General features: G+C 72.0%; 17 protein-coding genes. 7 read left to right on the plus strand and 10 right to left on the minus strand.

The features are described 5' to 3' along the window. The first annotated feature begins 38 nt into the window (after window positions 1-38). Window positions 39-4703: a coiled-coil domain-containing protein gene (locus AC07DO_RS26530; RefSeq protein ID WP_479063182.1), complete on the plus strand. Its 4665-nt coding sequence runs from the start codon at window positions 39-41 to the stop codon at window positions 4701-4703. Here the strand turns inward: AC07DO_RS26530 and AC07DO_RS26535 are convergent. The 5 genes from AC07DO_RS26535 to AC07DO_RS26555 form a co-directional block, all read right to left on the minus strand. Further along, on the minus strand, window positions 4696-5817 hold the full coding sequence (locus AC07DO_RS26535; protein WP_479063184.1) for an aromatic ring-hydroxylating oxygenase subunit alpha: 1122 nt from the start codon (window positions 5815-5817) through the stop codon (window positions 4696-4698). The two genes, AC07DO_RS26530 and AC07DO_RS26535, sit on opposite strands and share 8 nt — an antisense overlap. A 14-nt stretch (window positions 5818-5831) precedes the next feature. Further along, complete coding sequence (solA, locus tag AC07DO_RS26540; RefSeq protein ID WP_479063186.1) at window positions 5832-6986, minus strand: N-methyl-L-tryptophan oxidase; 1155 nt, start codon at window positions 6984-6986, stop codon at window positions 5832-5834. Between the two features lie 16 nt (window positions 6987-7002). Continuing rightward, window positions 7003-9447, minus strand: a complete 2445-nt coding sequence (locus AC07DO_RS26545; protein WP_479063188.1) for a GcvT family protein — start codon at window positions 9445-9447, stop codon at window positions 7003-7005. Beyond that, window positions 9444-10529, minus strand: a complete 1086-nt coding sequence (locus AC07DO_RS26550) for an S-(hydroxymethyl)mycothiol dehydrogenase (protein WP_479063190.1) — start codon at window positions 10527-10529, stop codon at window positions 9444-9446. Before AC07DO_RS26550 ends, AC07DO_RS26545 begins: the two co-directional genes overlap by 4 nt. A gap of 318 nt (window positions 10530-10847) precedes the next feature. Continuing rightward, window positions 10848-11678, minus strand: coding sequence for an IclR family transcriptional regulator (locus AC07DO_RS26555; RefSeq protein WP_479063192.1), 831 nt, complete (start codon window positions 11676-11678; stop codon window positions 10848-10850). Window positions 11679-11868: 190 nt separating this feature from the next. On the opposite strand from AC07DO_RS26555, the gene AC07DO_RS26560 reads away from it, so the two are divergent. Both AC07DO_RS26560 and AC07DO_RS26565 read left to right on the plus strand, forming a co-directional pair. Next, window positions 11869-12228, plus strand: coding sequence for a bifunctional 3-phenylpropionate/cinnamic acid dioxygenase ferredoxin subunit (locus tag AC07DO_RS26560; RefSeq protein WP_479063194.1), 360 nt, complete (start codon window positions 11869-11871; stop codon window positions 12226-12228). Then, entirely contained in the window at window positions 12225-13490 is a 1266-nt protein-coding gene (locus tag AC07DO_RS26565) for an NAD(P)/FAD-dependent oxidoreductase (protein WP_479063196.1), read from the plus strand. Before AC07DO_RS26560 ends, AC07DO_RS26565 begins: the two co-directional genes overlap by 4 nt. 88 nt (window positions 13491-13578) lie before the next feature. Here AC07DO_RS26565 and AC07DO_RS26570 read toward each other — a convergent pair whose 3' ends face one another. After that, entirely contained in the window at window positions 13579-14037 is a 459-nt protein-coding gene (locus tag AC07DO_RS26570; RefSeq protein ID WP_479063198.1) for a hypothetical protein, read from the minus strand. Window positions 14038-14471: 434 nt separating this feature from the next. Between AC07DO_RS26570 and AC07DO_RS26575 the strand changes: the two genes are divergently transcribed. The 4 genes from AC07DO_RS26575 (at window position 14472) to AC07DO_RS26590 (ending at window position 19042) form a co-directional block, all read left to right on the plus strand. Beyond that, complete coding sequence (locus AC07DO_RS26575) at window positions 14472-17438, plus strand: sensor histidine kinase (protein WP_479063200.1); 2967 nt, start codon at window positions 14472-14474, stop codon at window positions 17436-17438. Then, window positions 17435-17878, plus strand: a complete 444-nt coding sequence (locus AC07DO_RS26580) for a roadblock/LC7 domain-containing protein (RefSeq protein WP_479063202.1) — start codon at window positions 17435-17437, stop codon at window positions 17876-17878. Before AC07DO_RS26575 ends, AC07DO_RS26580 begins: the two co-directional genes overlap by 4 nt. Before the next feature lie 9 nt (window positions 17879-17887). Beyond that, the gene (locus AC07DO_RS26585) at window positions 17888-18331 is read left to right on the plus strand and encodes a DUF742 domain-containing protein (RefSeq protein WP_479063204.1); all 444 of its coding nucleotides are present in this window, start codon (window positions 17888-17890) and stop codon (window positions 18329-18331) included. A gap of 105 nt (window positions 18332-18436) precedes the next feature. After that, window positions 18437-19042, plus strand: coding sequence for a GTP-binding protein (locus AC07DO_RS26590; RefSeq protein WP_479063206.1), 606 nt, complete (start codon window positions 18437-18439; stop codon window positions 19040-19042). Window positions 19043-19124: 82 nt separating this feature from the next. Here AC07DO_RS26590 and glpK read toward each other — a convergent pair whose 3' ends face one another. The 4 genes from glpK to AC07DO_RS26610 all read right to left on the minus strand — a co-directional run bounded on the left by glpK (window position 19125) and on the right by AC07DO_RS26610 (window position 23524). Beyond that, entirely contained in the window at window positions 19125-20645 is a 1521-nt protein-coding gene (gene glpK / locus AC07DO_RS26595) for a glycerol kinase GlpK (protein ID WP_479063208.1), read from the minus strand. Between the two features lie 49 nt (window positions 20646-20694). After that, window positions 20695-21450: an MIP/aquaporin family protein gene (locus AC07DO_RS26600; protein ID WP_479063210.1), complete on the minus strand. Its 756-nt coding sequence runs from the start codon at window positions 21448-21450 to the stop codon at window positions 20695-20697. A gap of 440 nt (window positions 21451-21890) precedes the next feature. Then, window positions 21891-23081, minus strand: a complete 1191-nt coding sequence (locus tag AC07DO_RS26605) for a lipid-transfer protein (protein ID WP_479063212.1) — start codon at window positions 23079-23081, stop codon at window positions 21891-21893. After that, on the minus strand, window positions 23078-23524 hold the full coding sequence (locus AC07DO_RS26610; RefSeq protein WP_479063214.1) for a Zn-ribbon domain-containing OB-fold protein: 447 nt from the start codon (window positions 23522-23524) through the stop codon (window positions 23078-23080). Before AC07DO_RS26610 ends, AC07DO_RS26605 begins: the two co-directional genes overlap by 4 nt. Window positions 23525-23655 lie beyond the last annotated feature (131 nt).

The following is a 23655-nucleotide window of genomic DNA, read 5'->3' on the forward strand; positions in this document are numbered from 1 at the left end:
TCTGCCGCCCCCACGACTTACGACGAGAGTCCGCCGCCATGTACGAGCTGTCCCGGATCCGCCTCTACTCCATCGGGCCGGCCGGTGCGCGCTACGCCGACACCGTGCTCGACCTGCGCGGCGTCGGCGCGGAGGTGCCCGACCCCGCGCCCACCCAGGCGGAGTTCTTCGAGGACGAGCCGGTCGGCCCGCCGCGCCGCCCCGCGCCCGCCGGCGTGCTCTTCCTGGAGAACGGCGGCGGAAAGTCCGTCCTGCTCAAGCTGATCTTCTCGGTGATGCTGCCCGGCCACCGGAACACGCTCGGCGGCGCCAGCTCCGGTGTGCTGCGCAAGTTCCTGCTCGCCGACGACTGCGGGCACGTCGCCCTGGAGTGGCAGCACACCCTGACCGGCGAGTGCGTGGTCGTCGGCAAGGTCAGCGAGTGGCGGGGCCGGCAGGTCTCCAACGACCCGCGGAAGTTCGCCGAGGCCTGGTACTCCTTCCGTCCGGGCCCGGGCATGAGCCTGGATTCGCTGCCCGTCGCCGAGTCCACCGCCGTGCGGCCGTCGGTGGAGGGCGCGTCCGGCGCCCAGGGGCGGCGGCGCACCATGAAGGGCTTCCGCGACGCCATGACCGAGGCGGTCAGGGCGTACCCGCACCTGGAAGTGCACTGGGAAGAGATCCACGACCGCTGGAACGAACACCTCGGCGACCTCGGGCTCGACCCCGAACTCTTCCGCTACCAGCGGGAGATGAACGCCGACGAGGGCGAGGCCGCGGGCCTCTTCGCCGTCAAGAAGGACTCCGACTTCACCGACCTCCTGCTGCGCGCCGTCACCGACACACGCGACACGGACGGCCTCGCCGACCTCGTCCACGGCTTCGGCAACAAGCTCGGCCGCCGCGCCGAGCTGATGGCCGAACGCGACTTCACCGCGGGCTCCGTGGACCTGCTGAATCGCATCGTCGACGCCGCCGACACCCGGGCACGCGCGCGTGACGTGCACGCGGGCGCCGAGCACCGCACCCGGACCCTGGCACGCAGACTCTCCGCGCGCGCCGTCGAGGAGCGGGGCCGCGCCGCCGACCTGGCCGAGCAGGTCACCGCCGCCGCCCACACCGTGACCGAGGCCGAGCGGGCCCGCGGCAAGAGCGCCCTGATCTCCGCCGAACTGGCCTACCGGCACGCCTCCCTGGCGCTCACCGTCGCCGAGAAGGCCGCCGCCGCCCAGCGCCGCGAACTCGCCGACGCCCGCACCCTGCACTCCGCCTGGCAGGCCGCGGAGGCCGTCCTGAGGCACCGCGCCGCCGCCGACCGCTCCGCGCGCGTGGCCGTCGCCATCCGTGAGGCCGAGCGCGACGCGGCACCCGCGCTCGCAGCCCGCGCCAAGGCCGCGTCCGACCTCGTCCGCGCCCTGCACACCGCCGCCGAAGGCGCGGAGAACCTCGCCAACGAAGAGGAGGAGCGTTCCGCCGCCCTCCAGGAGACCGGCGAGGCCGCGCACCGGGACGCCACGGTCGCTGCCACCGAGGCGCAGCGCGCCCGCAGCGAGGTGGGACACCTCAAGCAGCGCCTCGCCGAGGTCGAGCAGGAGACCGCCGAGGCCGTCCGCGCGGGATGGCTCGACGACACCGCCCCCGACGCCGACCCGGCCCGCGCCGCTCTCGCCGCGAGCGACGCCGAGAAGACCACCGTCGCCGCGTGGGACGCCGCTCGCGAGGCCGCGGGGCGCGCCGCCGACCACGCCAAGGAGACGGCCGCGGCCGAGGCCCGCGCCGAACTCACCGCCGCCCGCGCCTCCGACGCCGCGACCGCCGCCGAGGCCGCCCACGACGCGGAGCGCCGCGCCGCCGAGTCCATCGCGGGGAACCAGCGGCTCGCCGAGCTCCTGAGCCTGCCGGGCGGGAGCGACGGGGTGCCGCTGCCCCGCCAGGGAGGCACCCACCCCGAAAGTGCCCGCACTGAAGACGCCCTCACCCAAAGCGCCCTCTCCGTAGAGGAGCTGGACCGCTCCGCGGACGACCTGCGCACCCTCCTCGACGACGGTGTCGCCTCCGCCGAGCGTCAGCTCTTCGACCTGCGCACCGCGGCCGCCGACGACTCCCGCATCCTCGGCGCCCTCGGCGACGGCGGTCTGCTCCCGCCGGGCCCCGACGTCCTGGCCACCGTCGAGTTCCTCGGCGAGCACGGCATCCCCGCCCTGCCCGGCTGGCGCTACCTCGCCCAGGCCGTCGACCCCGCCGACCACGCGCGCGTGCTCGCCGCCCGCCCCGAGCTCGTCGACGGCGTCGTCATCACCGACCCCGACACGCACGCCCGCGCCCGCGACGCCCTCGCCGACGCCGCCCTGCTGCCCCGCTCCGCCGTCGCCGTGGGCACCGCGGCCGCCCTCCTCGCGCCCACGCCGGGCGAGCAGTCCTCGGACAGCGGCGTCTTCCTCGTACCGCCGAACCCGGCCATGCACGACGAGCACGCCGCCGACGAGGAGCGGCAGGCGCTGCGCGCACGGGCCGCGCGGCGCGACGAGGAGATCCGCGCGCTCGCCGTCCGCCTCGCCAAGGACCGGGAACTCGCCGCCCGCCTCGCCTCCTGGCGCTCCGGCTGCCCCAGCGGCCGCCTCGCCGAACTCGCCACCGCCGCGGAGGAGGCGCGCGCCTTCGCGGCGGAGGCCGAGGCCGAGCTCGCCGAGGCCCGCACGGCCCGCGCCGAGGCCGACGAGGCCGCGAGCGAGGCGGCACGCGTACGTGACGAACGCCAGGAGGCCGCCCAGCGCGCCCGGCGCGTCGCCGACGCCCTCGCAGGACTCGCCTTCCGGCTCCGTGAGCGGGCGGGCTGGCAGGCCAAGCTCCGCGAACTCGCCGACGACGCCGTGGAGTCCGAGGCCCGCGCCCAGACCTGCCTGGACCGGGCCCGCGCCGCCGACGAGGACCGCCGCGCAGCCCAGCGCGCCGCCGACGACGCGCGCCGCACCGCCCGCGCGCTGCGCGCCGAGCGTGCCGAGATCGCCGGCGCCCCCGAGGACGTACCGGAGGAGAGCGAGGCCCCCAAGTCGTCGCTGCCCGCCCTGCGCGAGGCCTACCGCGCGGCGTCCCAGCTCTACGAGAAGGTGGGCGTCGGCGCCGACCTCCGTGCCGAGCAGGCCCGTGCCGAGAGCGACGAGAGCGCCGCCCTCGCCGAGCTCAACCGGCTCAGCAACAAGGTCCGCACCCGCGCCGCCCTGCTCCTCGAAGGCACCGACGGCTCCGACGGGCCCTCCCGGCAGGCCGCCGCCGCCCGCGCGGAGGCCCAGGTCCAGCTGATCGAGGCCCGCGCGTCCACCGCGAGCGAGCAGCTCGGCCGGCTGCGCGGCGAGGCCGAACGCCACGCGCCCGAGGACGGCGACGCCCACACCGAACTCCCCGACGATCTTGTCCCCACCGACGCCGAGCAGGCCCAGACGCTCCTGCGCACCGCCACCGGCGAACTGGCCGCGCACACCGAGGCGCTGAGCCGCGCCAAGGAAGCGCACGCCGCCCTGCTGCACACCCACCGCGTCACCGAGGACGCGGCCGGCGGCTTCGACGAGACCGCGGCCCTGCTCCGCGACCTGCTGCGCGAACACCACGAAGAGGACACCGAAGACACCCCCGAGGCCTACCCGGGCACCCTGGAGGAGGCCCGCCAGGCCGCCGCAGAGACGCGCCGCTCCCTGCGCGGCTGCGCCGCCGACCTGTCGACGGCCGAGTCCGCCGTCCGGGAGGCCAGCGACATCCTCGTGCGCCACGCGAACGCGACGCGGTACGAGCAGGTGCGCACCCCCGCCCGCCAGCAGATCCGCGAACTGCCCGCGTCCGCGCTGCCCGAGCACGCCAAGAAGTGGGCCGACGCCTTCGCGCCCAGGCTCCGCGTCCTCACCGACGAGCTGGAGCAGCTGGAGCGCAACCGCGACAGCATCGTCGACCGGCTGCGCGGCCTCGTGGAGTCCGCGCTCGCCACCCTCAGGTCCGCGCAGCGCCTCTCCCGCCTGCCCGAGGGCCTGGGGGAGTGGTCGGGACAGGAGTTCCTGCGGGTCCGCTTCGAGGAGCCCGACCAGGCCACCCTCGTCGAGCGGCTCGGCGAGGTCATCGACGAGGCGACCCGTGCCGCCGTGAAGAAGAACTCGGACATGCGGCGCGACGGAATGTCCCTGCTGCTGCGCGGCGTCCAGGCCGCTCTCGAACCGCGCGGCGTGGCCGTCGAGATCCTCAAGCCGGACGCCGTGCTGCGCGCCGAGCGCGTCCCCGTCGGACAGATGGGCGACGTGTTCTCCGGAGGACAGCTGCTCACCGCGGCCATCGCCCTGTACTGCACGATGGCCGCGCTGCGCAGCAACGACCGGGGCCGCGACAAGCACCGGCACGCCGGCACGCTCTTCCTGGACAACCCCATCGGCCGCGCCAACGCGACGTATCTGTTGGAGCTCCAGCGGGCCGTCTCGGACGCGCTCGGCGTGCAGCTGCTCTACACGACCGGCCTGTTCGACACGACCGCGCTCGCGGAGTTCCCACTGGTCATCCGGTTGCGGAACGACGCGGACCTGCGTGCGGGACTGAAGTACATCAGCGTCGAGGAGCACCTGCGCCCGGGCCTGCCGCAGCAGGACCCCGACGGCGAGACGGTGCACGGGGAGATCACCGCGACGCGCATGTACAAGCGGCCCACCGCCCAGGAGCAGCCTGCACCGGCTCAGGCGTCCGCTACGTAGCGAGCTGTTTCGTCAGCCAGTCGTGGAAGAGCCCGATGTGGTGCTCGGTCGGCACCAGCACCCCGCCCTCGCGGTAGGCGCGTGACGCCATCGCGGGCTGGGTGCGCTCGCAGGCCGCGAAGTCCTGCTCGTTGACGCGGTGGAAGAGCTCCACGGAGCGCGTGAGATCCGCGCCGGAGGTGACGACGTCGGGTGCGTACAGCCAGTCGCACTCGACGACCGTACGGTCCTCGGCCAGCGGGAACATCCGGTGCAGGATCACGTGGTCGGGGACGAGGTTGATGAACACGGTCGGTTTCACGGTGATCGCGTAGTACCGGCGGTCCTGGTCCTGGGAGACCTCGGGGAGCCGGTCGAAGCCCGCGCTGCCGTCGACCGTGAACCCGCCGACCTCCTTCCCGAACGCGGCGCCGTGCCCCACGTAGTACTGCGTGGCGAAACCGTCCGCGAACTCCGGGAGGACGTCGGTCAGCTCGGGGTGGATCGTCGCACAGTGGTAGCACTCCATGAAGTTCTCGACGATCAGCTTCCAGTTGGCGCGCACGTCGTAGGAGACGCGCTTGCCGAGCGCGAGACGCTCGGTGCCGTAGCGGTCGATGGCCGCCGCGTCGCCGAGCCGCTCGACCGCCGCGCCCATGACGGTCTCTTCGAAGGAGGGCGGTTCGTCGGCCAGGCACACCCACGCGTAGCCGAGCCACTCCCGCAGGGCCACCTTGATCAGGCCGTGGGCGGTGCGGTCCACGTCCGGCATCTTCACCAGGTTGGGCGCGGCGACGAGCCGTCCTTCCAGGTCGTAGGTCCAGGCGTGGTACGGGCATTGGAGGGCGCGCCGCACCTGCCCGGACTCCTCGGTGCACAGGCGGGCGCCGCGGTGCCGGCAGACGTTCAGGAAGGCGCGCAGTTCGCCGGTGCGGGAGCGCGTGACCAGGACGCTCTCGCGCCCCACCTGCACGGTGCGGAAAGCGCCCGGCCGGTCGAGGTCGGCGGCGCGCACGGCGCAGAACCAGAGCGCTTCGAAGACGCGCTCCTGTTCCTGCCGGAAGATCTCCGGGTCGGTGTAGTAGCGGCCGGGGAGGGTCGGGGTGAGGCTCGGCGGCAACGGGGTCGTCGTCACGGTTCTCGTACTCCTCAGGCAGGCGTGGCGGCGAGGCGGCTCGGGTCGAAGAGCTCGATGGGGTGCCCGGTGGCGCCGTCGAGCGCCAGATCGGCGAGGATCTCGCCGACCACGGGCACGAACTTGAAGCCGTGTCCCGAGAAGCCGGCCGCGACGGTCACCGAACCGGGGTGCTCCGGATGGCGGGCGATCACGAAGTGCTCGTCGGGAGTGTTGGAGTACATGCAGGTGGCGGCCTTGATGAAGCCGCCGGGGAGGCCCGGGATCACCCGTCCGACCTGCTCGGCCATGGCGAGGATCTCGTCGTCGTGGACCGATCGGTCGATGGTCTCCGGAGTGCAGGGCGTGCCCTTGCGGAAGAAGGCCACCTTCGCCCCCAGGGCGGGCCCGTCGATGGCGGGGAAACCGTAGACCTGGACGCCCTCCGTGTCCTCCCAGATGTAGATCGGGTGGTTCTCGGGGAGGAAGGGGCCGACCCCGCCGGAGGGCTGGAACCAGTACATGACCTGCCGTTCGATGGTGAACGGCACGCCCAGGTCGGTCAGCAGCGCGGGTGCCCACGCGCCCGGGCAGAGCACCAGCTGTCCCGCGGTGTAGGTGTCCTCCGCGGTGTGGACGCGCACTCCGTCCCGGTAGGGCTCCCACCGGGTCATGGGCTCCTCGAAGTGCAGGTCGGCGCCGTTCCGCACGGCCAGCTGGAGGTGTGCGGCCACGGTGTTCTCGGGGCGCACGAGGCCCGCCCGCGCCTCGTACAGGGCCACCTCGTCGTCATCCGGGGTGAGTGTCGGGAAGCGGCGGCGGATTTCCTTCGCGTCGAGCATCTCGTGAGGCAGGCCCCACTGTTCGGCGGAGAGGCGTGAACCGGAGACCGTGCGGCTGTCGGGGTGCCCGAGCATCACGCCGCCGCACAGGGTGGCGATGTCGCGGCCCGTGTCGCGTTCGAGGCGGTCGTACAGCTCGTACGCGCGCAGCAGCAGCGGTACGTACGCGGGGTCCTCGAAGTAGGACTGCCGGGTGATGCGCGAACCGCCGTGACTGGAGCCACGGGCGTGCACCGGGCCGAACTTCTCCAGGCCCAGGACGCGGGACCCGCGCGCGGAGAGGTGGTGGGCGGCGGCGCTGCCCATGCCGCCGAGGCCGATCACGATCACGTCATAGGTGGGGGACACCGGTGCCTCCTGGCGGCTAGCGGCGGATGCGGGCCATCTCCGGGTCGAACAGGGGCTCTTCGGTAACCGTCGCGGGAACCTTCTCGCCGAAGTACTCGATGTGGACGCCGGTGCCCGTCTCCAGGGGCGGCAACCAGGCGTAGGCGACGCAGCGGCCCAGGGTGTACCCGTACGAGGCGCTGGTGACGTACCCGGAGGGGGTGCCGTCGACGTACACGGGTTCCTTGCCGAGGACGACCGCGGCGGGGTCGTCGAGAAGCAGCGCGGTGAGCCTCCGTGTGGGCTGCTCCAGCCTTTCGAGCGCCGAACGCCCCACGAAGTCACCCTTGTTCATGCGGACCGCGAAGCCGACGCCCGCCTCGTAGGGGTTGTGCTCGGTGGTCATGTCGTGGCCCCACGCGCGGTACCCCTTCTCCAGGCGCAGGCTGTTGAAGGCGGAGCGGCCGGCCGCGATCACACCGTGGGCCTGCCCCGCCTCCCACAGCGTGTCCCAGAGCCGGAGCCCCAGATCGGCGGTGGTGTACAGCTCCCAGCCCAGTTCACCGACGTACGACAGGCGCATCGCGGTCACCGGGACGTGCCCGATGTACGTCTCCTTGGCCTTGAAGTAGCCGAACGCCTCGTGCGAGAAGTCGTCGCGGGTGAGGGGCTGGACGAGCGCGCGGGCCAGCGGCCCCCACACACCGATGCAGCAGGTCCCCGAGGTGATGTCCCTGAGATGGACGTCGTCGGGGGCGTGGCGGAGCAGCCAGTCGAGGTCGGCGGGGGAGTTCGCGCCCACCTGGAAACGGTCGGGGGCGAGCCGCGCGACGGTCAGGTCGGAACGGATGCCGCCCGCCGCGTCGAGGAGGAGGGTGTACGTGACCGCACCGGGCCTCTTGGCGAGGTTGTTGGAGGTCATGCGCTGCAGGAAAGCGAGGGCGCCGCGCCCGGTGACCTCCAGGCGGCGCAGCGGCGTCATGTCGTAGAGGGCGACGCGCTCGCGGGTGGCGCGCGCCTCGGCCGCCGCCACGGGCGACCAGTGGCGGGCCGCCCAGGCGTCACGAACATGCCCCTGGAAGCCTTCTGCCAGCGGGGCGTTGGCCTCGTACCAGTGCGGACGCTCCCAGCCGCCGCCCTCGAGGAAGACCGCCCCCAGCTCCTGCTGGCGGACGTGGAAGGGGCTGACCCGTAGGGGCCGTGGCCGGTCCATCGGCTGGAGCGGATGGATGACGTCGTAGACCTCGACGAACTGCTGTGCCCCGCGCTCCGCCACGTACGCGGGGGAGCGCTGGGCGTCCTCGAAGCGCGTCAGCTCGCAGTCGTGCACGTCGAGTGAGGGCCGTCCATCCACCATCCACTCGGCGACCGCCTTGGCGACGCCCGCCGAGTGCGTCACCCACACGGCCTCGGCCAGCCAGAAGCCCCGCAGCGCACGGGCCTCCCCGAGCACGGGCATGCCGTCGGGCGTGAACGAGAAGACGCCGTTGAAGCCTTCCGCGATCTCCGCCGCCTTCAGCGCGGGAAGGAGCTGTCGGCACTCCTCCCAGCTGGGCGCGAAGTCCTCCTCGGTGAAGGGGTACGAGGACGGCATGTCCTCGGCGTCGTCGTACGCGGGGACGGTGAACGGGTCGACGGGCAGCGGGCGGTGGGCGTACGAGCCGATGCCGATGCGGTCGGTGTGCTCACGGAAGTACAGGTCGCGGTCCTGATGGCGGAGGATCGGCCGGGAGGCCTCGGTGCGCGGGTCGTTGAGGCCCGCGAGCTCGGGCAGGGGCGCGGTCTTCACGTACTGGTGGGCGAGCGGCAGCAGCGGAACGTCGACGCCCGCCATCCGGCCGATCACCGGCCCCCAGAATCCGGCGGCCGAGACGACGTGGTCGGCGGGGAAGGTGCCGCGGTCCGTGACGACGGCGGTGACGCGGCCACCGTCCTGTTCGATGGCCGTCACGGTGTGCCGCTCGAGAAAACGTGCTCCACGCGCGCGTGCCCGTTCCCTCTGCGCGCGGCAGGCGGGCACGGCACGGGCCAGGCCGTCCCCGGGTGTGTACAGCCCTCCGTACACCAGGGTCTCGTCGATGAGCGGCCACAGCTCCTTGCAGCGCGCCGGGCCGACGAGCTCGGCGCGCACGCCCCAGGACGCGGCGAAACCGGCCTTGCGGTGCAGGTCGGCCCAGCGCTCGGGCGTGGTGGCGAGCTCCAGACCGCCGACGGCGTGGAAGCAGGAGAGGCCGTCCACCTCAAGGGCGTTGAACTTCTCGACGGTGTACTCGGCGAACGCGGTGAGGGTCTTCGAAGGGCCCGTCCTGAAGACGAGGCCGGGTGCGTGCGAGGTGGAGCCGCCGGGCGCGGGCAGCGGCCCCTGGTCGAGGACGGTGACGTCGGTCCAGCCGCGGGCGGTCAGCTCGTCGGCGAGCGAACAGCCGACGATGCCGGCGCCGACGACGACCACGCGGGGCCCTCCGGCCCGGTCGGGGCTCACAGGACCACCACCGATCGCAGCACCTCGCCCCGCTGCATCCTCGTGAACGCCTCCTCCACCTCGTCGAGCGTGACGGTCTCGGAGACGAAGCCGCCGAGGTCGAGGCGGCGGGTGAGGTACTGGTCGACGAGGATCGGGAAGTCCCTGGTGGGCAGGGAGTCGCCGTACCAGGACGACTTGAGGGCCCCACCGCGCGAGAAGAGGTCGATCAGCGGCAGGTCGATCGTCATCTCCGGGTCGGGCACGCCGACCTGGACGAGCACGCCCGCGTGATCACGCATGTAGAAGGCCTGTTTGTACGTCGCCGGGGTGCCGACGGCGTCGATGGCGACGTCGACTCCGTGGCCGCCGGTCAGCTCACGGACCGCCGCGACGGGGTCCGTGCCACGCGAGTTGACGGTGTGCGTCGCGCCGAACCGGGTGGCCCCGTCCAGCTTGGCGTCGTCGATGTCGACGGCGATGACGCGGCGGGCTCCGGCCAGGGATGCTCCGGCGACCGCCGCGTTCCCGACGCCGCCGCAGCCGATGACGGCGACGGTGTCACCGCGGCCCACCCCGCCGGTGTTCACCGCGGCCCCGTACCCCGCCATCACGCCGCAGCCGATGAGGGCGACGGCCTCGGGTCGGGCCGCCGGGTCGACCTTCACGGCCTGCCCGGCGGCGACCAGTGTCTTCTCGGCGAAGGCACCGATTCCGAGGGTGGGGGTCAGCGGCGTGCCGTCGAGCAGCGTCATGGGCCGGGCGGCGTTGCGCGAGTCGAAGCAGTACCAAGGGCGGCCGCGCAGACAGGAGCGGCAGGCCCCGCAGGGGGCGCGCCAGGCGATCACGACGCAGTCGCCGGGGACGAGGCCGTCGACGTCGGTGCCGACCGCTTCGACGGTGCCGGCCGCCTCGTGGCCGAGCAGGAACGGGAAGTCGTCGTTGATCGCGCCCTCCCGGTAGTGCAGATCCGTGTGGCAGACCCCGCAGGCCTGTACGGAGAGGAGCACCTCTCCGGGGCCGGGATCTGGCACGACGATCGTCTGCACCTCGACGGGTGCGCCCTTCTTCGGGGCGACGACGGCACGGACCTCGTGGGGCACGGCCAGACTCCTCTGCTGTTGCGCACGGCGTGACGGTGTTGTTGCGTCCTGCACGTTCGGTTGCGCTATGAGAGACATAGTGAGAATGCCATCAAGAGGCCGTCAAGGGGGTGGAGCCAAGCCGTTCGCCGCTCCTGGGAGCGCAGGGGGGGGCGCGCACGCGTGCGTGAGGGCGGAGCCGTGAACTCCCGGCTCCGCCCTCACGAGTTCGTACGCTGCGGCGCTGCGTCCGCGACCCCGTGTCCGGCCCGCGCACCGGCCGTGCCACGGTCCGGCGGGGTGCGGTCCGGGCGGGGTGCGGTTCGGGCGCGGGAAATCTCAGAAGCCGTACCCCATCCGCCGGGAGAGCTCGACGGCGGCGGCGACGGTGCGCTTGCCGAGCTCGGTCAGGCGGTCCTCGGTCAGCCGGTAGACGGGGCCGGAGGCGCTGAGGGCGCCGATCACCTTGCCGTCGTGCGCGCGCACCGGCGCGGCGACGGCGGCGAGGCCCACCTCCAGCTCCTCGACGGCCACGGCGAAGCCCTGCTCGACCACGGCGTCCAGCTCCCCGCGCAGCGCCACGGTGCCGGTCACCGTGTGCTCGGTCAGGCGCGGCAGGGTACGGGCCATCAGGCCTTCGCGCAGGGTGGTCGGCAGATGGGCCAGGAGCACCTTTCCGCTGGAGGTGGCGTGCAGCGGGGTGCGCCGGCCCAGCCAGTTCTGCGCCGTCACCGACGCCGGGCCGCGGGCCTGCATGATGTTGACGGCGGCGTCGTCGTCCAGGACCGCGATGTTGACCGTCTCGCCCAGCTCGTCCGCGAGCTCGCGGCAGACCGGGCCGCCCTCCTGGGAGATGTCCATGCGTACTGCCGCCGCCCCCGCGAGGCGGAGTATCCCCGCACCCAGGAAGTACTTCCCACGGTCCTTCGCCTGGCCGACCAGACCCCGGTTCTCCAGGACGCCGAGCAACCGGAAGGCCGTCGACTTGTGGACGCCCAGCTCGTCGGCGATCTCGGTGACTCCGGCCTCGCCGTGCCGCGCGAGGATCTCCAGGACGCTCACCGCGCGGTCCACGGACTGGACGGATCCGGCCGCCCCCTTCGGCTGTTTCTCCCGCGGCTCACCGCGGGATGCGCTGTCCTGATCAGCCTGTTTCCGGTCGCCCGTCATATCTGAACTCTCACCACCTGGCGGCCTGTTGAAGCCGCGTCTTCGGGAAGCCCTTGACGCGATGGGCGCCCCACCCGGATTCTGTTGCGCATAGCGCTCCCTCGTGCGCCATGCGAAACATCATGTTACCGAAGGGTCTTGGCCCACCAGAGGCCGAGGACCGGGCCGAATCACACCCAGAGGGGGGCCCATGATCCCCGTATGCCGCCTTGAAGACCTCCCCGCAGGCGACTCCGTCCGTCTCGACACCACACCGCCCGTCGCGGTGTTCAACGCCGACGGTGAGCTCTACGCCATCGACGACACGTGCAGCCACCAGGATGCCTCCCTCTCGGAGGGATGGCTGGAGGGCTGTCTGATCGAGTGCCCCCTGCACGCCGCGACCTTCGACCTTCGCTCCGGCTGGCCGACGTGCCTGCCCGCCCGCCGCCCCGTCCGTACCCACCAGGTGTACGTGGAGGACGGTGTCATCCATGTGCTCGTCGCCTCCGACGCGGGAGCCGCGGGTGACGGCGGCGCGGACGCCGCGGAGAAGGGATCCGCGGCATGAGGACCGTCGTCGTGGTGGGTGCCTCGCTCGCCGGTCTGTACGCGGCCAGGGAGCTGCGCGCCCAGGGATTCGACGGCCGCCTGATCGTCATCGGCGCCGAACCGCACCTGCCGTACGACCGGCCTCCCTTGTCCAAGAGCATTCTCACCGGCGCCGCGGACGAGGAGCAACTCGCCCTCGCCGACGAGGAGGAGACGGCCGAACTCGCCGCCGAGTGGCTGCTCGGCGCGCGGGCCAGGTCCCTCGACGCACGCGGCCGCACGGTCGTCCTCGACGACGGCCGCACCGTGGCGGGCGACGGCGTCGTCATCGCCACCGGTGCGTCGGCGCGGCGCCTCCCCGGGCCTCCGCTCGCGGGCGTCCACACCCTGCGCACGCTGGACGACGCCCGGGCACTGCGGGCGGAGCTGACGCGCGAGCCGCGTCGTGTCGTGGTGATCGGCGGTGGCTTCATCGGCGCCGAGACCGCGTCCTCCTGCGTGGCCCTCGGCCATGACGTCACCGTCGTCGAGGCCGCACCGCTGCCCCTCGTGGCCCAACTCGGCCCCGACATGGCCTCCATGTGCGCGGGGCTGCATGCGCGCGGTGGGGCCAGGCTGCTGACAGGGGTGGGCGTGGCGGGGCTCCGAGGTGCGAAGGGGCTGGACGCGTCCGCCGCGTGGACGGCTGATGCGCGTACCACGGAAGCCGCTGAGGCCGCTCGCTCCGTCACCACCGTCGAACTGACCGACGGGCGGCTGCTGCCCGCCGACGTGGTCGTCGTCGGCATCGGGGCAACCCCCAACACGCGCTGGCTCGCCGGCTCTCCTCTCGTGGTGGACGACGGTGTCCTGTGTGACGACGGTTGTGTGACGGCGCTGCCCCAGGTCGTCGCGGTGGGCGATGTCGCCAGGGTGTGCGGGGTCCGCGCCGAGCACTGGACGAGTGCCACGGAGCAACCCCGCTCAGCCGTACGCAACTTGCTCGCCGGACGCACGGTCGACACGGTGCACTCTCTGCCCTACTTCTGGTCGGACCAGTACGGCTCCCGCATCCAGTTCGCCGGCCACCGGAGCAACGGCGACACCGTACGCATCGTCGAGGGCTCGCCGGACGGTCTGGGCGACGACCCGGCGGCGGGCGCGCGTGGAGAAGGGCTCCTTGCCGTCTACGAACGCGCGGGACGGACCACGGCGGTCCTCGCGGTCGACCGCGCCCGTCCCTTCATGAAGGTGCGCAGGGGCCTGGCCGCCGATCGGGCGGCAGAGCTCGCCGGAGTCTGAGGCCGCCCACGAGCAGCCGTCGGCCTGTCCAGCGGTGCCCAGCCGTACTGTTCGGCGGCGCCCAGTCGTCGGCCCGTATCGCCGCCGCTCAGGAGTGGGACAACCGCCCAGGCCCGCTGTGCCCGTGTATGCGTCCCTTCCCGCGCGCCACGGCCCGCGCCTCACGACGGGCCCGGCGCCGCTCGCGCCGCAGCCGCCGCGCCGTGCTGCTCGGCATCGACACCACTCCGTTGCGCTGGTTCCAGACCTGGCGGGTCACCCACACGTCCAGCACGCCCCACGTGGCGACGACCGTGCTGGCCACGCTGCTCAGCACCATGGGGAAGGAGAGCCACGACCCGGCGAGGGCGGCGAGGAAGGCGACCATGGCCTGCACGAGCGTGAGCGCCACTATGATCACCGCCCGCACCGCGGCCGTCCGCACCGGATCGGGCAGCCGTCGTCTGCGCGCGGGCTCCTCGACCCACAACGGCGGCCGCTCCTCCGCCAATTCACGGTGCTGCTGCCCGCCCCCGGACTCCCTGTGGCGCTCTGCCGTACCCATCATTCCGTCTCTCCCCCCGATGCTCGCGGCCGTTCACGGGTCACCCTCCGGACTGCCCGTTATGCCGCGCTTCATGTCGCCCGCCCCGTCACGCGCCCGAGGCGTGCCGGTGACCTGACCGCGGCCCGCGGCTCTCTTCCTCAAGGACGAACGAGAGATCCGAAAGATTCCCGCTCCGCTTCCGGGGAGCGAAGGAATTCGGCCAACTGGCGTGCGTACAACGGCGGATGAGCCCCGGTAAGAGCCGCCACATGCTGGGACGCAAAGTCCCGTAATGGAGGGACAACTGCGGACGTCCCTTTCGCGTCACGGCCGAAAAGCGTTCGGATGCGCCTTCGAGTTGTCCGTGAGTCAGTAGTAGGCTCGCGCCGTTTGTTGACGCACATGTGTGCCCCTGGCCCGTGCAACGGCCGCAGGGGGCCGATCTGGGGGAGGCCATGCGCTTTCGCGGGAAGTCCATCCGCAGGAAGATCGTGGCGCTGCTGCTCGTGCCGCTGTTCTCCCTCACGGCGATCTGGGCCTTCACCACCGTGATCACGGGTCGCCAGGCGCTGGACCTCGTCGACTCGGTCAACGTGGTCGATAAGCTCGCCTATCCGGTCGAGGACACGGCGCGCGTGATCCAGCAGGAGCGGCGCCAGACCCTCGTCTACCTCGCCGACCCACGGGCCTCGGACGCCATGTCCGCGCTGCGCCGCAGCCGCACGGCGACCGACGGGATGATCGACAAGATCCGGGCCAACGCCCGGCACCCGGACGTCCGCGACGGCGTCAGCGGGGAATCGCGCAAGCGGCTCAACGAGCTCGTCGAAGCCTTCGACAGCATCGACCCACTGCGCCGCAGCGTCGAAGAGGGCACGATCACCCGGGCCGGCGCCCTGAAGAGGTACACCGAGCTGATCAACCCCTACTTCGACCTGTTGAGCACGCTCAACGGCTTCTCCGGCCTCGACGACATGCAGTACGACCAGCAGGGCCGTGCGCTCGTCGGCGCCACCCGCGCGCGCGAACTGCTGTCCCGCGAGGACGCGCTGATCGGCTCGGCGCTCGTCGCGGGACGGATCACCAAGTCCGAGATCCGCCAGGCCACCGAGCTGCGGGCCCAGCGCGGACTCCTCGCCGAAGTCAACTTCGCCCAGGTCCCCGAGGACGAACGCGTCCGCTACGAGCGCTACTGGAACGGCACCGAGGCCACCCAGCTGCGCAAGGCCGAGCAGGCCATCATCGAGTCCGGGGCAGGCACCCCGCGCGCGGTCACCTCAGCCCACTGGGACACGGCCGCGGGGCGCGTCCTCAAGCACCTCTCCGAGAGCAACATGGAGGCGACCGACCGCTTCCAGGACCGCGTCGAGCCCGCGGCCGTCCGTGTGATCATCCGCGTCATCGCGGCCGGCGTGCTCGGCCTGCTCGCCCTGCTGGTCTCCCTCTTCCTGTCCGTACGCATCGGCCGCGGCCTCATCAGGGACCTGCGCCGCCTGCGACTGGAGGCCCACGAGGCGTCCGGCGTCCGGCTGCCCGGAGTGCTGCGTCGCCTGGCGGCCGGCGAGCAGGTCGACGTGGAGACCGAGGCGCCCCGCCTGACGTACGGCAAGGACGAGATCGGTCAGGTCGGCCAGGCACTCAACACCCTGCAGCGCGCCGCGGTCGAGGCCACCGTCAAACAGGCCGACCTGCGCCGCGGCGTCTCCGAGGTCTTCGTCAACCTCGCCCGCCGCAGTCAGGTCCTGCTGCACAAGCAGCTCACGCTCCTGGACACCATGGAGCGCAGGACCGAGGACACCGACGAGCTCGCCGACCTGTTCCGGCTCGACCACCTGACCACCCGCATGCGGCGGCACGCCGAGGGCCTCGTCATCCTGTCCGGCGCCGCCCCTTCACGGCAGTGGCGCAAGCCCGTCCAGCTCATGGACGTCGTCCGCGCGGCCGTCGCCGAGGTCGAGGACTACGAGCGCATCGAGGTGCGCCGCCTGCCCCGCATCGCGGTCACCGGGCCCGCGGTCGCCGACCTCACGCACCTCATGGCCGAACTCCTGGAGAACGCCACGGTGTTCTCGCCTCCGCACACCGCCGTACAGGTGCACGGTGAGCACGTGGCAAACGGCTTCACCCTGGAGATCCACGACCGGGGCCTCGGAATGACCCCCGACGCCCTCCTGGACGCCAACCTACGCCTCGCGGAGACCCCCGAGTTCGAGCTCTCCGACACCGACCGGCTCGGCCTGTTCGTGGTCAGCAGGCTCGCGCAGCGCCAGCGTGTCCGCGTCTCGCTGCAGCCCTCGCCGTACGGCGGCACGACCGCCGTCGTGTTCATCCCCGAGACCTTGCTCACCGACGACGTGCCGGACACCGACGGAGCGGGCTTCCGGATCGACAGGGAACGGACCAGGGGCGCCGACCAGGGCGTCGACCGTGCCGCGGCCCTCGCCCAGGTGCCCGTACAGCTGCCGGGCCTGCCCGCGTCCGTCCTCGACGGCCCCGTCGAGCTGGAGGCGCCCGTCGGCATGGCGGAACTCGGCGGCTTCCCCGGCTCCCTCGACGACGAGGACAGCGAGCGCGGCGGCCTCTTCCGGCCCCGCCGCCGGGTGGCGGGCACGTCCGGTGAACAGCACCAGCAGGCCCGCGACGACCGCGAGGCGGGCCGCGCGGAGCCGACCCGCCGCGACACCGCGCCCGCCGACGACGACCCCGCCGAGGACACCCACTCCGGAGGCCCCGTTCCGCTGCCGCGCCGAAGGACCCCGAAACTGGTCCGCTCCAACGGCCGCCCGGTGACGCACACCAAGCCCCAGGACAGCCGTTTCCCCGACGACAGGTCGAAGGAAAGCCGCTTCTCCGGAGACGGGGTCCGGGAAAGCGACTCCTCCGAGGACAGTCGATTCCCGACGGACAACCGCTTGCAATCGGAAACCCGCTTGCAGTCGGACAGTCGCTTCCAGACGGACCGCCGCTTCCAGGAGGACAGCTCCGCGGAGAGCAGGCCGCTGGACCCGGCCGCCGAGGACGAGATCCCGTCCCCGCAGCGCCGGCAGCAGCCCACATGGCCCGGCCTGGCGCCTCCGCACCGCGATGTCACGGCCGTCGACGCCGCGCCGACCGACCTCCCGTCACGTAGTCGCCGCGCCGCGGCCGAGGGCCGTGCCGGGGACCGGACCACCACGACCACCGTGGGCGGGCTGCCCCGCCGCGTACGGCAGGCCAACCTGGCCCCGCAGTTGAAGGACGGACCCGACCACCGCCCCCCACGCGCCGAGACCGGGCCGGAGGAGCGGGACGCCGAAGAGGTACGCAGCCGCATGGCATCGCTCCAGCGGGGCTGGCAGCGCGGCCGCGACGAAAATGCCGCGGGCGACGACGCCACGGACGGCACAGCACCAGGAACGACACCCGAGGGGGACGGTCGATGACCGCACCGAATGCCGACGCACGCACCACCACCACGACCGGGGGACGGGGTGAGCTGAACTGGCTCCTCGACGATCTGGTGCAGCGCGTCGCCAGCATCCGCAAGGCACTCGTGCTCTCCGGAGACGGCCTGCCGACCGGCGTGTCGAAGAATCTGACCAGGGAGGACAGCGAGCACCTCGCCGCCGTCGCCTCCGGGTTCCACAGCCTCGCCAAGGGCGTGGGCCGGCACTTCGAGGCGGGCCGGGTCCGCCAGACCGTGGTCGAACTCGACGACGCCTTCCTCTTCGTCACGGCCGCGGGTGACGGCAGCTGCCTCGCCGTCCTCGCGGACGCAGATTCCGACGTCGGTCTGGTCGCGTACGAAATGACGCTGCTGGTCAAGCGGGTGGGCGTGCATCTGGGTACGGCACCGCGCACGGATCTGCCCGCCGGGGGGTAGTGGGAGGTCATGAGCGAAGACGGTCGAGGGACGCAGAGAACCACAACGACGCGGAAATTATCGCGGGCGCAGGAGCCGCCCCGCTGGTTCGACGACGACGCGGGCCCCGTAGTGCGGCCGTACGCCATGACGCGCGGCCGCACCACGAGCAACGGACAGCACCGGCTCGACCTGATCGCGGTCGTCGTCACCGAGGCCCATGCGTACGACGTCCCGGAAACCGACCGGACGCTGTCTCCGGAGCACGTGGACATCGTTGGGCTGTGCCGTGACACGCCTCAGTCGGTCGCCGAGCTGGCGGCCGAACTCGACCTGCCCATCGGCGTGGTCCGCGTCCTCATAGGGGACCTCGTCGACGACGAACTGGTGCACGTGACCCGTCCCGTGCCCCCCGCCGAGCTGCCGGACGAGAGCATTCTGCGCGATGTGATCAGCGGCCTCCGGGCGCTCTGAGCGGCGTGGCGGCGCCCCCGGCGATGTACTCGTGATCGAACCCCCTTGGCGGCGGCGGATACGGACCGGCCCCGCGCGACACCACCGATGCAGGAGAAGTGAGCGATGATCTTCAAGCGCACTGAGCGCGACAAGGCCCCCGTCGAGCCGGTCACGCTGAAGATCCTCGTGGCCGGCGGCTTCGGCGTCGGCAAGACGACGCTGGTCGGCGCGGTCAGCGAGATCAAGCCGCTGCGCACCGAGGAGACCCTCAGCGAGGCAGGCAGGCCCATCGACGACACCAGCGGCGTCGAGGGCAAGCACACCACCACGGTGGCCATGGACTTCGGCCGCATCACGCTCCGCGAGGACCTGGTCCTGTACCTCTTCGGTACGCCGGGACAGGACCGTTTCTGGTTCCTCTGGGACGAGCTGGCGACCGGCGCGCTGGGCGCCGTCGTCCTCGCCGACACGCGACGCCTTGAGGACTGCTTCGCCGCCGTGGACTACTTCGAACGACGCTCCATCCCCTTCGTCGTCGGCGTCAACTGCTTCGACGGCGCCAACCGTTACCCGGCCGACGTCGTGCGCCAGGCCCTCGATCTCGACACCCACGTGCCCGTGGTGATGTGCGACGCGCGTGACCGCGAGACGGTCAAGGAAGTCCTCATCGACGTCGTCGAACACGCGATGGCGGCGGCCGCGGCGGCTCGGGAACCCGTCACTACGTAGCGCGCTTTCGGCTCGCGGTCACCGCTGCGGCCCGTACCCCCGCCGACTGGGGTACGGGCCGCAGTTCCGTTCGGCCCGGCCGTCAGCCCTCGCCCTCCTCCAGCCAGCCGAAGCTCCGCTCCACCGCCTTGCGCCAGTTGTGGAACTCGCGGTCCCGCGACGTCGCGTCCATGCGCGGGGTCCACTCGACGTCCTGCTGCCAGTGGGCCTTCAGCTCGTCCAGGTCGTTCCACACGCCGGTCGCGAGTCCGGCCGCGTACGCGGCGCCCAGACAGGTCGTCTCGGAGACCTTGGGACGGATCACCGGCACACCCAGGACGTCCGCCTGGTGCTGCATCAGGAGGTTGTTCTTGGTCATGCCGCCGTCCACCTTGAGGGTGGTGATCCGCACCCCGGAGTCCTGGTACATGGTGTCCACGACCTCGCGCGTCTGCCAGCTCGTCGCCTCCAGGACGGCACGCGCGAGGTGTGCCTTGGTGACGTACCGGGTGAGTCCGGTGACGACGCCGCGTGCGTCGGAGCGCCAGTAGGGCGCGTACAGGCCGGAGAACGCCGGCACGATGTACGCCCCGCCGTTGTCGTCGACGCTCGCCGCGAGAGTCTCGATCTCGTCAGCATTGCGGATGATGCCGAGCTGGTCCCGGAACCACTGCACCAGGGCGCCGGTGATCGCGATCGACCCCTCCAGGCAGTACACCGGCGCTTCGGAGCCGATTTTGTAGCCCATCGTTGTGAGCAGGCCGTTCTTGGAGGGGACGGGCCGGTTGCCGGTGTTGAGCAGGAGGAAACTGCCCGTCCCGTATGTGTTCTTGGCCGTCCCCGTGTCGTAGCAGGCCTGCCCGAAGACAGCCGCCTGCTGGTCGCCCAGGGCGGAGGCGACGGGTACTCCGGAGAGCTGGCCCACCGCCGTTCCGTACACCTCGGCCGACGACCTGATCTCCGGCAGGACCGCTTCGGGGACGTTCATCGCCGAAAGGATCGACTGGTCCCACTGGAGCGTCTCCAGGTTCATCAGCATGGTGCGGCCAGCGTTGGTGACGTCGGTGACGTGCTTGCCGCCGTCGGTGCCGCCCGTGAGGTTCCAGATCAGCCAGGAGTCGATGGTCCCGAAGGCTATCTCGCCCCGTTCGGCGCGGGCCCTGAGCCCCGGCACGTTGTCGAGCAGCCAGGCGGCCTTGGGGCCGGAGAAGTAGCTCGCCAGGGGCAGGCCCGTCTGTTCGCGGAAGCGGTCCTGGCCGTCCGCGCCCCCCAGTTCGTTGCAGAGCGCCGAAGTGCGGGTGTCCTGCCAGACGATCGCGTTGTGCACGGGCTTGCCGGTCGCGCGGTCCCACAGGACAGTGGTCTCCCGCTGGTTGGTGATGCCCAGCGCGCTCAGCTGGTCGGCGCGGAGCCCGGCCTTGGCGATCGCCCCTGCGACCACCGCCTGCACCTTGGACCAGATCTCGGTGGCGTCGTGCTCCACCCAGCCGGGCTTGGGGAATATCTGGCGGTGCTCGCGCTGGTCCACGGCGACGATCGCGCCGTCCTGGTTGAAGATGATGCAACGGCTCGACGTGGTGCCCTGATCGATGGCGGCGACGAATTTCTCGGAGCTGTCCGGCATGGCTACCCCTTGATGACCTTGGTGAGAAGACTCAGAAGGCTGCGCAGACTCAGAAGGCTGCGTTGTAGATGAGGCCCGCGAGAGCCCCGCCGATCAGCGGTCCCGCCACCGGAACCCAGGCGTAGCTCCAGTCGGACGTGCCCTTGTTGGGGATCGGCAGGAACGTGTGCACGATGCGCGGACCGAGGTCGCGCGCCGGGTTGATGGCGTACCCCGTCGGACCACCGAGGGAGAGACCGATGCCGACGACAAGGAAGGCCACGATCAGTGTCTGTGTGCCGGATTCGCCGAGCCCCTTCGTGAGGCCGAAGGCCAGGATGGGCAGCACCAGGGCGACGGTGGCGATGACCTCGGTGATGATGTTGGCGACCGGGTTCCGGATCTCCGGGATGGTGGAGAAGATCCCGAGCGTCGGCGTCGGCACGTGCACGCCCTCCGAGTCGCCCTTCGCGCCCCGCGTGACGTTGGCGTTGAACTGCGCCAGGTACACGAGGTAGGCGAGGACGGCACCCAGCATCGCGCCGACCATCTGCCCGAGGACGTAGATCCAGGTCTTGTCCCACTCCCCGGTGCGGATCGCGATGCCGAGCGTGACGGCCGGGTTGAGGTGACCGCCGGAGAGCGGGCCCGCGGTGTACGCGCCGGCGAGCACGCCGAAGCCCCATCCGAAGGCGATGACGACCCACCCGGAGGCCTTCGCCTTCGAATGGCTGAGTGTGACGGCGGCGCAGACGCCTGCGCCGAGAAGAATCAGAATCGCGGTGCCGATGACCTCACCGACGAAGATGTCCCCGTTCGAGTACATGGCGGCTCCTAGGACCTCGCCCGGGGCAGTGCGCCCCGGTCCTCCGTGCAGGGTGCGTTCCCACGACTACCGCCTGGATACGCCCGGCTGACGCAGCCGGAGGCAGAGGTCTCCCGAACCTCGCCCGGCGCCCATGGCGAGCGTGCCGTCACAGTCGGATCGCCGATGGGGGATGACCTGTTGAAGAGGCTGGACAGGCCCTTGGTGCCGACCCTGCACGCGCGCAGAAACATCTGTGCGCGGGGAGCCGAGGTGCGGCGACGCCGACTGACACCCGGAAGTGTTCACCGATGGTGATGGAGCGTCAAGGTCGCGGGCGGCACCGGTTAACCGGCGTGTGAGCTTCCTCAGCGGCGCCCGTGACGGGCCCTCAGGCGCCCTCTGCCGCCCGAGGAGCCCCGCGTCCGCGCCAGAGCCGTCCCGCGGCTCCGTGGAGGGCTTCAGCGCACCGCCACGACCGACGACCCGTGCCCGAACAGCCCCTGGTTCGCGGTGACCCCCACCCGCGCCCCTTCGATCTGCCGGGCCCCTGCCGCCCCTCTCAACTGCCACGTCACTTCGCATACTTGAGCGATGGCCTGGGCCGGCACCGCCTCCCCGAAGGAAGCGAGGCCCCCACTGGTGTTCACGGGTACGCGTCCGCCGGGCGCCGTCACTCCGTCGCGCAGCAGCTTGGCGCCCTCGCCCTCGCCGCACAGCCCCAGGTCCTCGTACCACTGCAGTTCCAGAGCGGTCGACAGGTCGTAGACCTCCGCCAGCGATATGTCCTCGGGACCTATGCCCGCTTCTTCGTACGCCGCTCGCGCGATGGACGCCCGGAACGTCCCGTCGCCGGGGTCCACGCCCGCGGCCGAGTCCGTCGCGATGTCCGGCAGGTCGAGCACCGTCGTCGGATACGTCGGGGTGACGGTGGACACCGCGCGGATGCGCACCGGGTCCACCGCTCCGTGCCGGCGTGCGAACGCCATGCTGGAGAGCACGAGGGCCGCGGCGCCGTCCGAGGTGGCGCAGATGTCGAGCAGCCGCAGCGGATCGGCCACGACGGCGGACGCGGCGACCTCCTCGGTGGTGACCGTTTTGCGGTAGCGCGCGTTCGCGTTGAGTGCGCCGGCCGCGGCGTTCTTCACCTTGACCTGGGCGAAGTCCTCCAGGGTGTCGCCGTGCACGGCCATCCGGCGGCGCGCGTACAGGCCGAAGTAGGCCGGATTGGTCGCTCCGAGGACACGGAACCGCAGCCAGTCGGGGTCGTCGGGCCGGTCCCCGCCCGCCGGACGGAAGAACCCCTTCGGTGCCGCGTCGGCGCCCACCACCAGGACCACGTCGGCCATGCCTGCGAGGATCTGCGTCCGTGCCGTGTTGATCGCCTGGGCGCCGGACGCGCAGGCCGCGTACACACTCGCCACGCGTGCGCCCTGCCAGCCGAGCGCCTTGGCGAACGTGGCCCCCGCGACGTACCCCGGATAGCCGCCGCGCACCGTGTCGGCGCCGACGATCGAGCCCACGTCCCGCCACTCGACCCCGGCGTCCGCGAGCGCCGCGCGTGCCGCCGCCACTCCGTACTCGACGAAACCTCGCCCCCACTTGCCCCAGGGGTGCATCCCCGCGCCGAGCACGGCCACCTCTGTCGTCATGCGCCCACCCCCACGGGCCGCCAGTGCCAGGTCGTCCATGTCGTCCCGCTGTCCTCGTTCAGGACCCCCGGGACGACCTCCACCTCCATGCCGACCTCCAGATCGGCCACGGAGATCCCGGGCACCGCCTGCCCGAGCACCACCATCCGCTCCGCTTCCAGCTCCACAGCGATCAACGTGTAGGGCTCCCAGGGAAGTTCCGGGTCGGAGGCATAGGGGGCGGGGGGTCGATAGCGGCCGTCGGTGTACGACCAGACGCGGCCGCGCCGCGACAGCGGCACCTCGGCCAGCTCGCCGCCCGCACAACCGGGATTGCGGCAGAACCTGTCCTCGCGCGGAAAGAAGACACAGGCGCACGCAGTGCAGCGCGTGCCCAGCAGACGGAAGTCGTCACCCTCCCCGGCGAACCAGTTGGCCACTACGGGTGTGCGCGTTCGCGACAAGGCCCCTCCAGAGCACTGGATCTGACGGAACGTCAGAAGTGTGCCACGGTCAACCGGCTTTCGTCAGGGGGCGCCGGAATCCGCCACGGGGCGGCCGGCCTTCGCCGAAGGAGTGAAATCCGGGAGACGCG

This window comes from Streptomyces sp. NPDC045678, assembly GCF_056432085.1.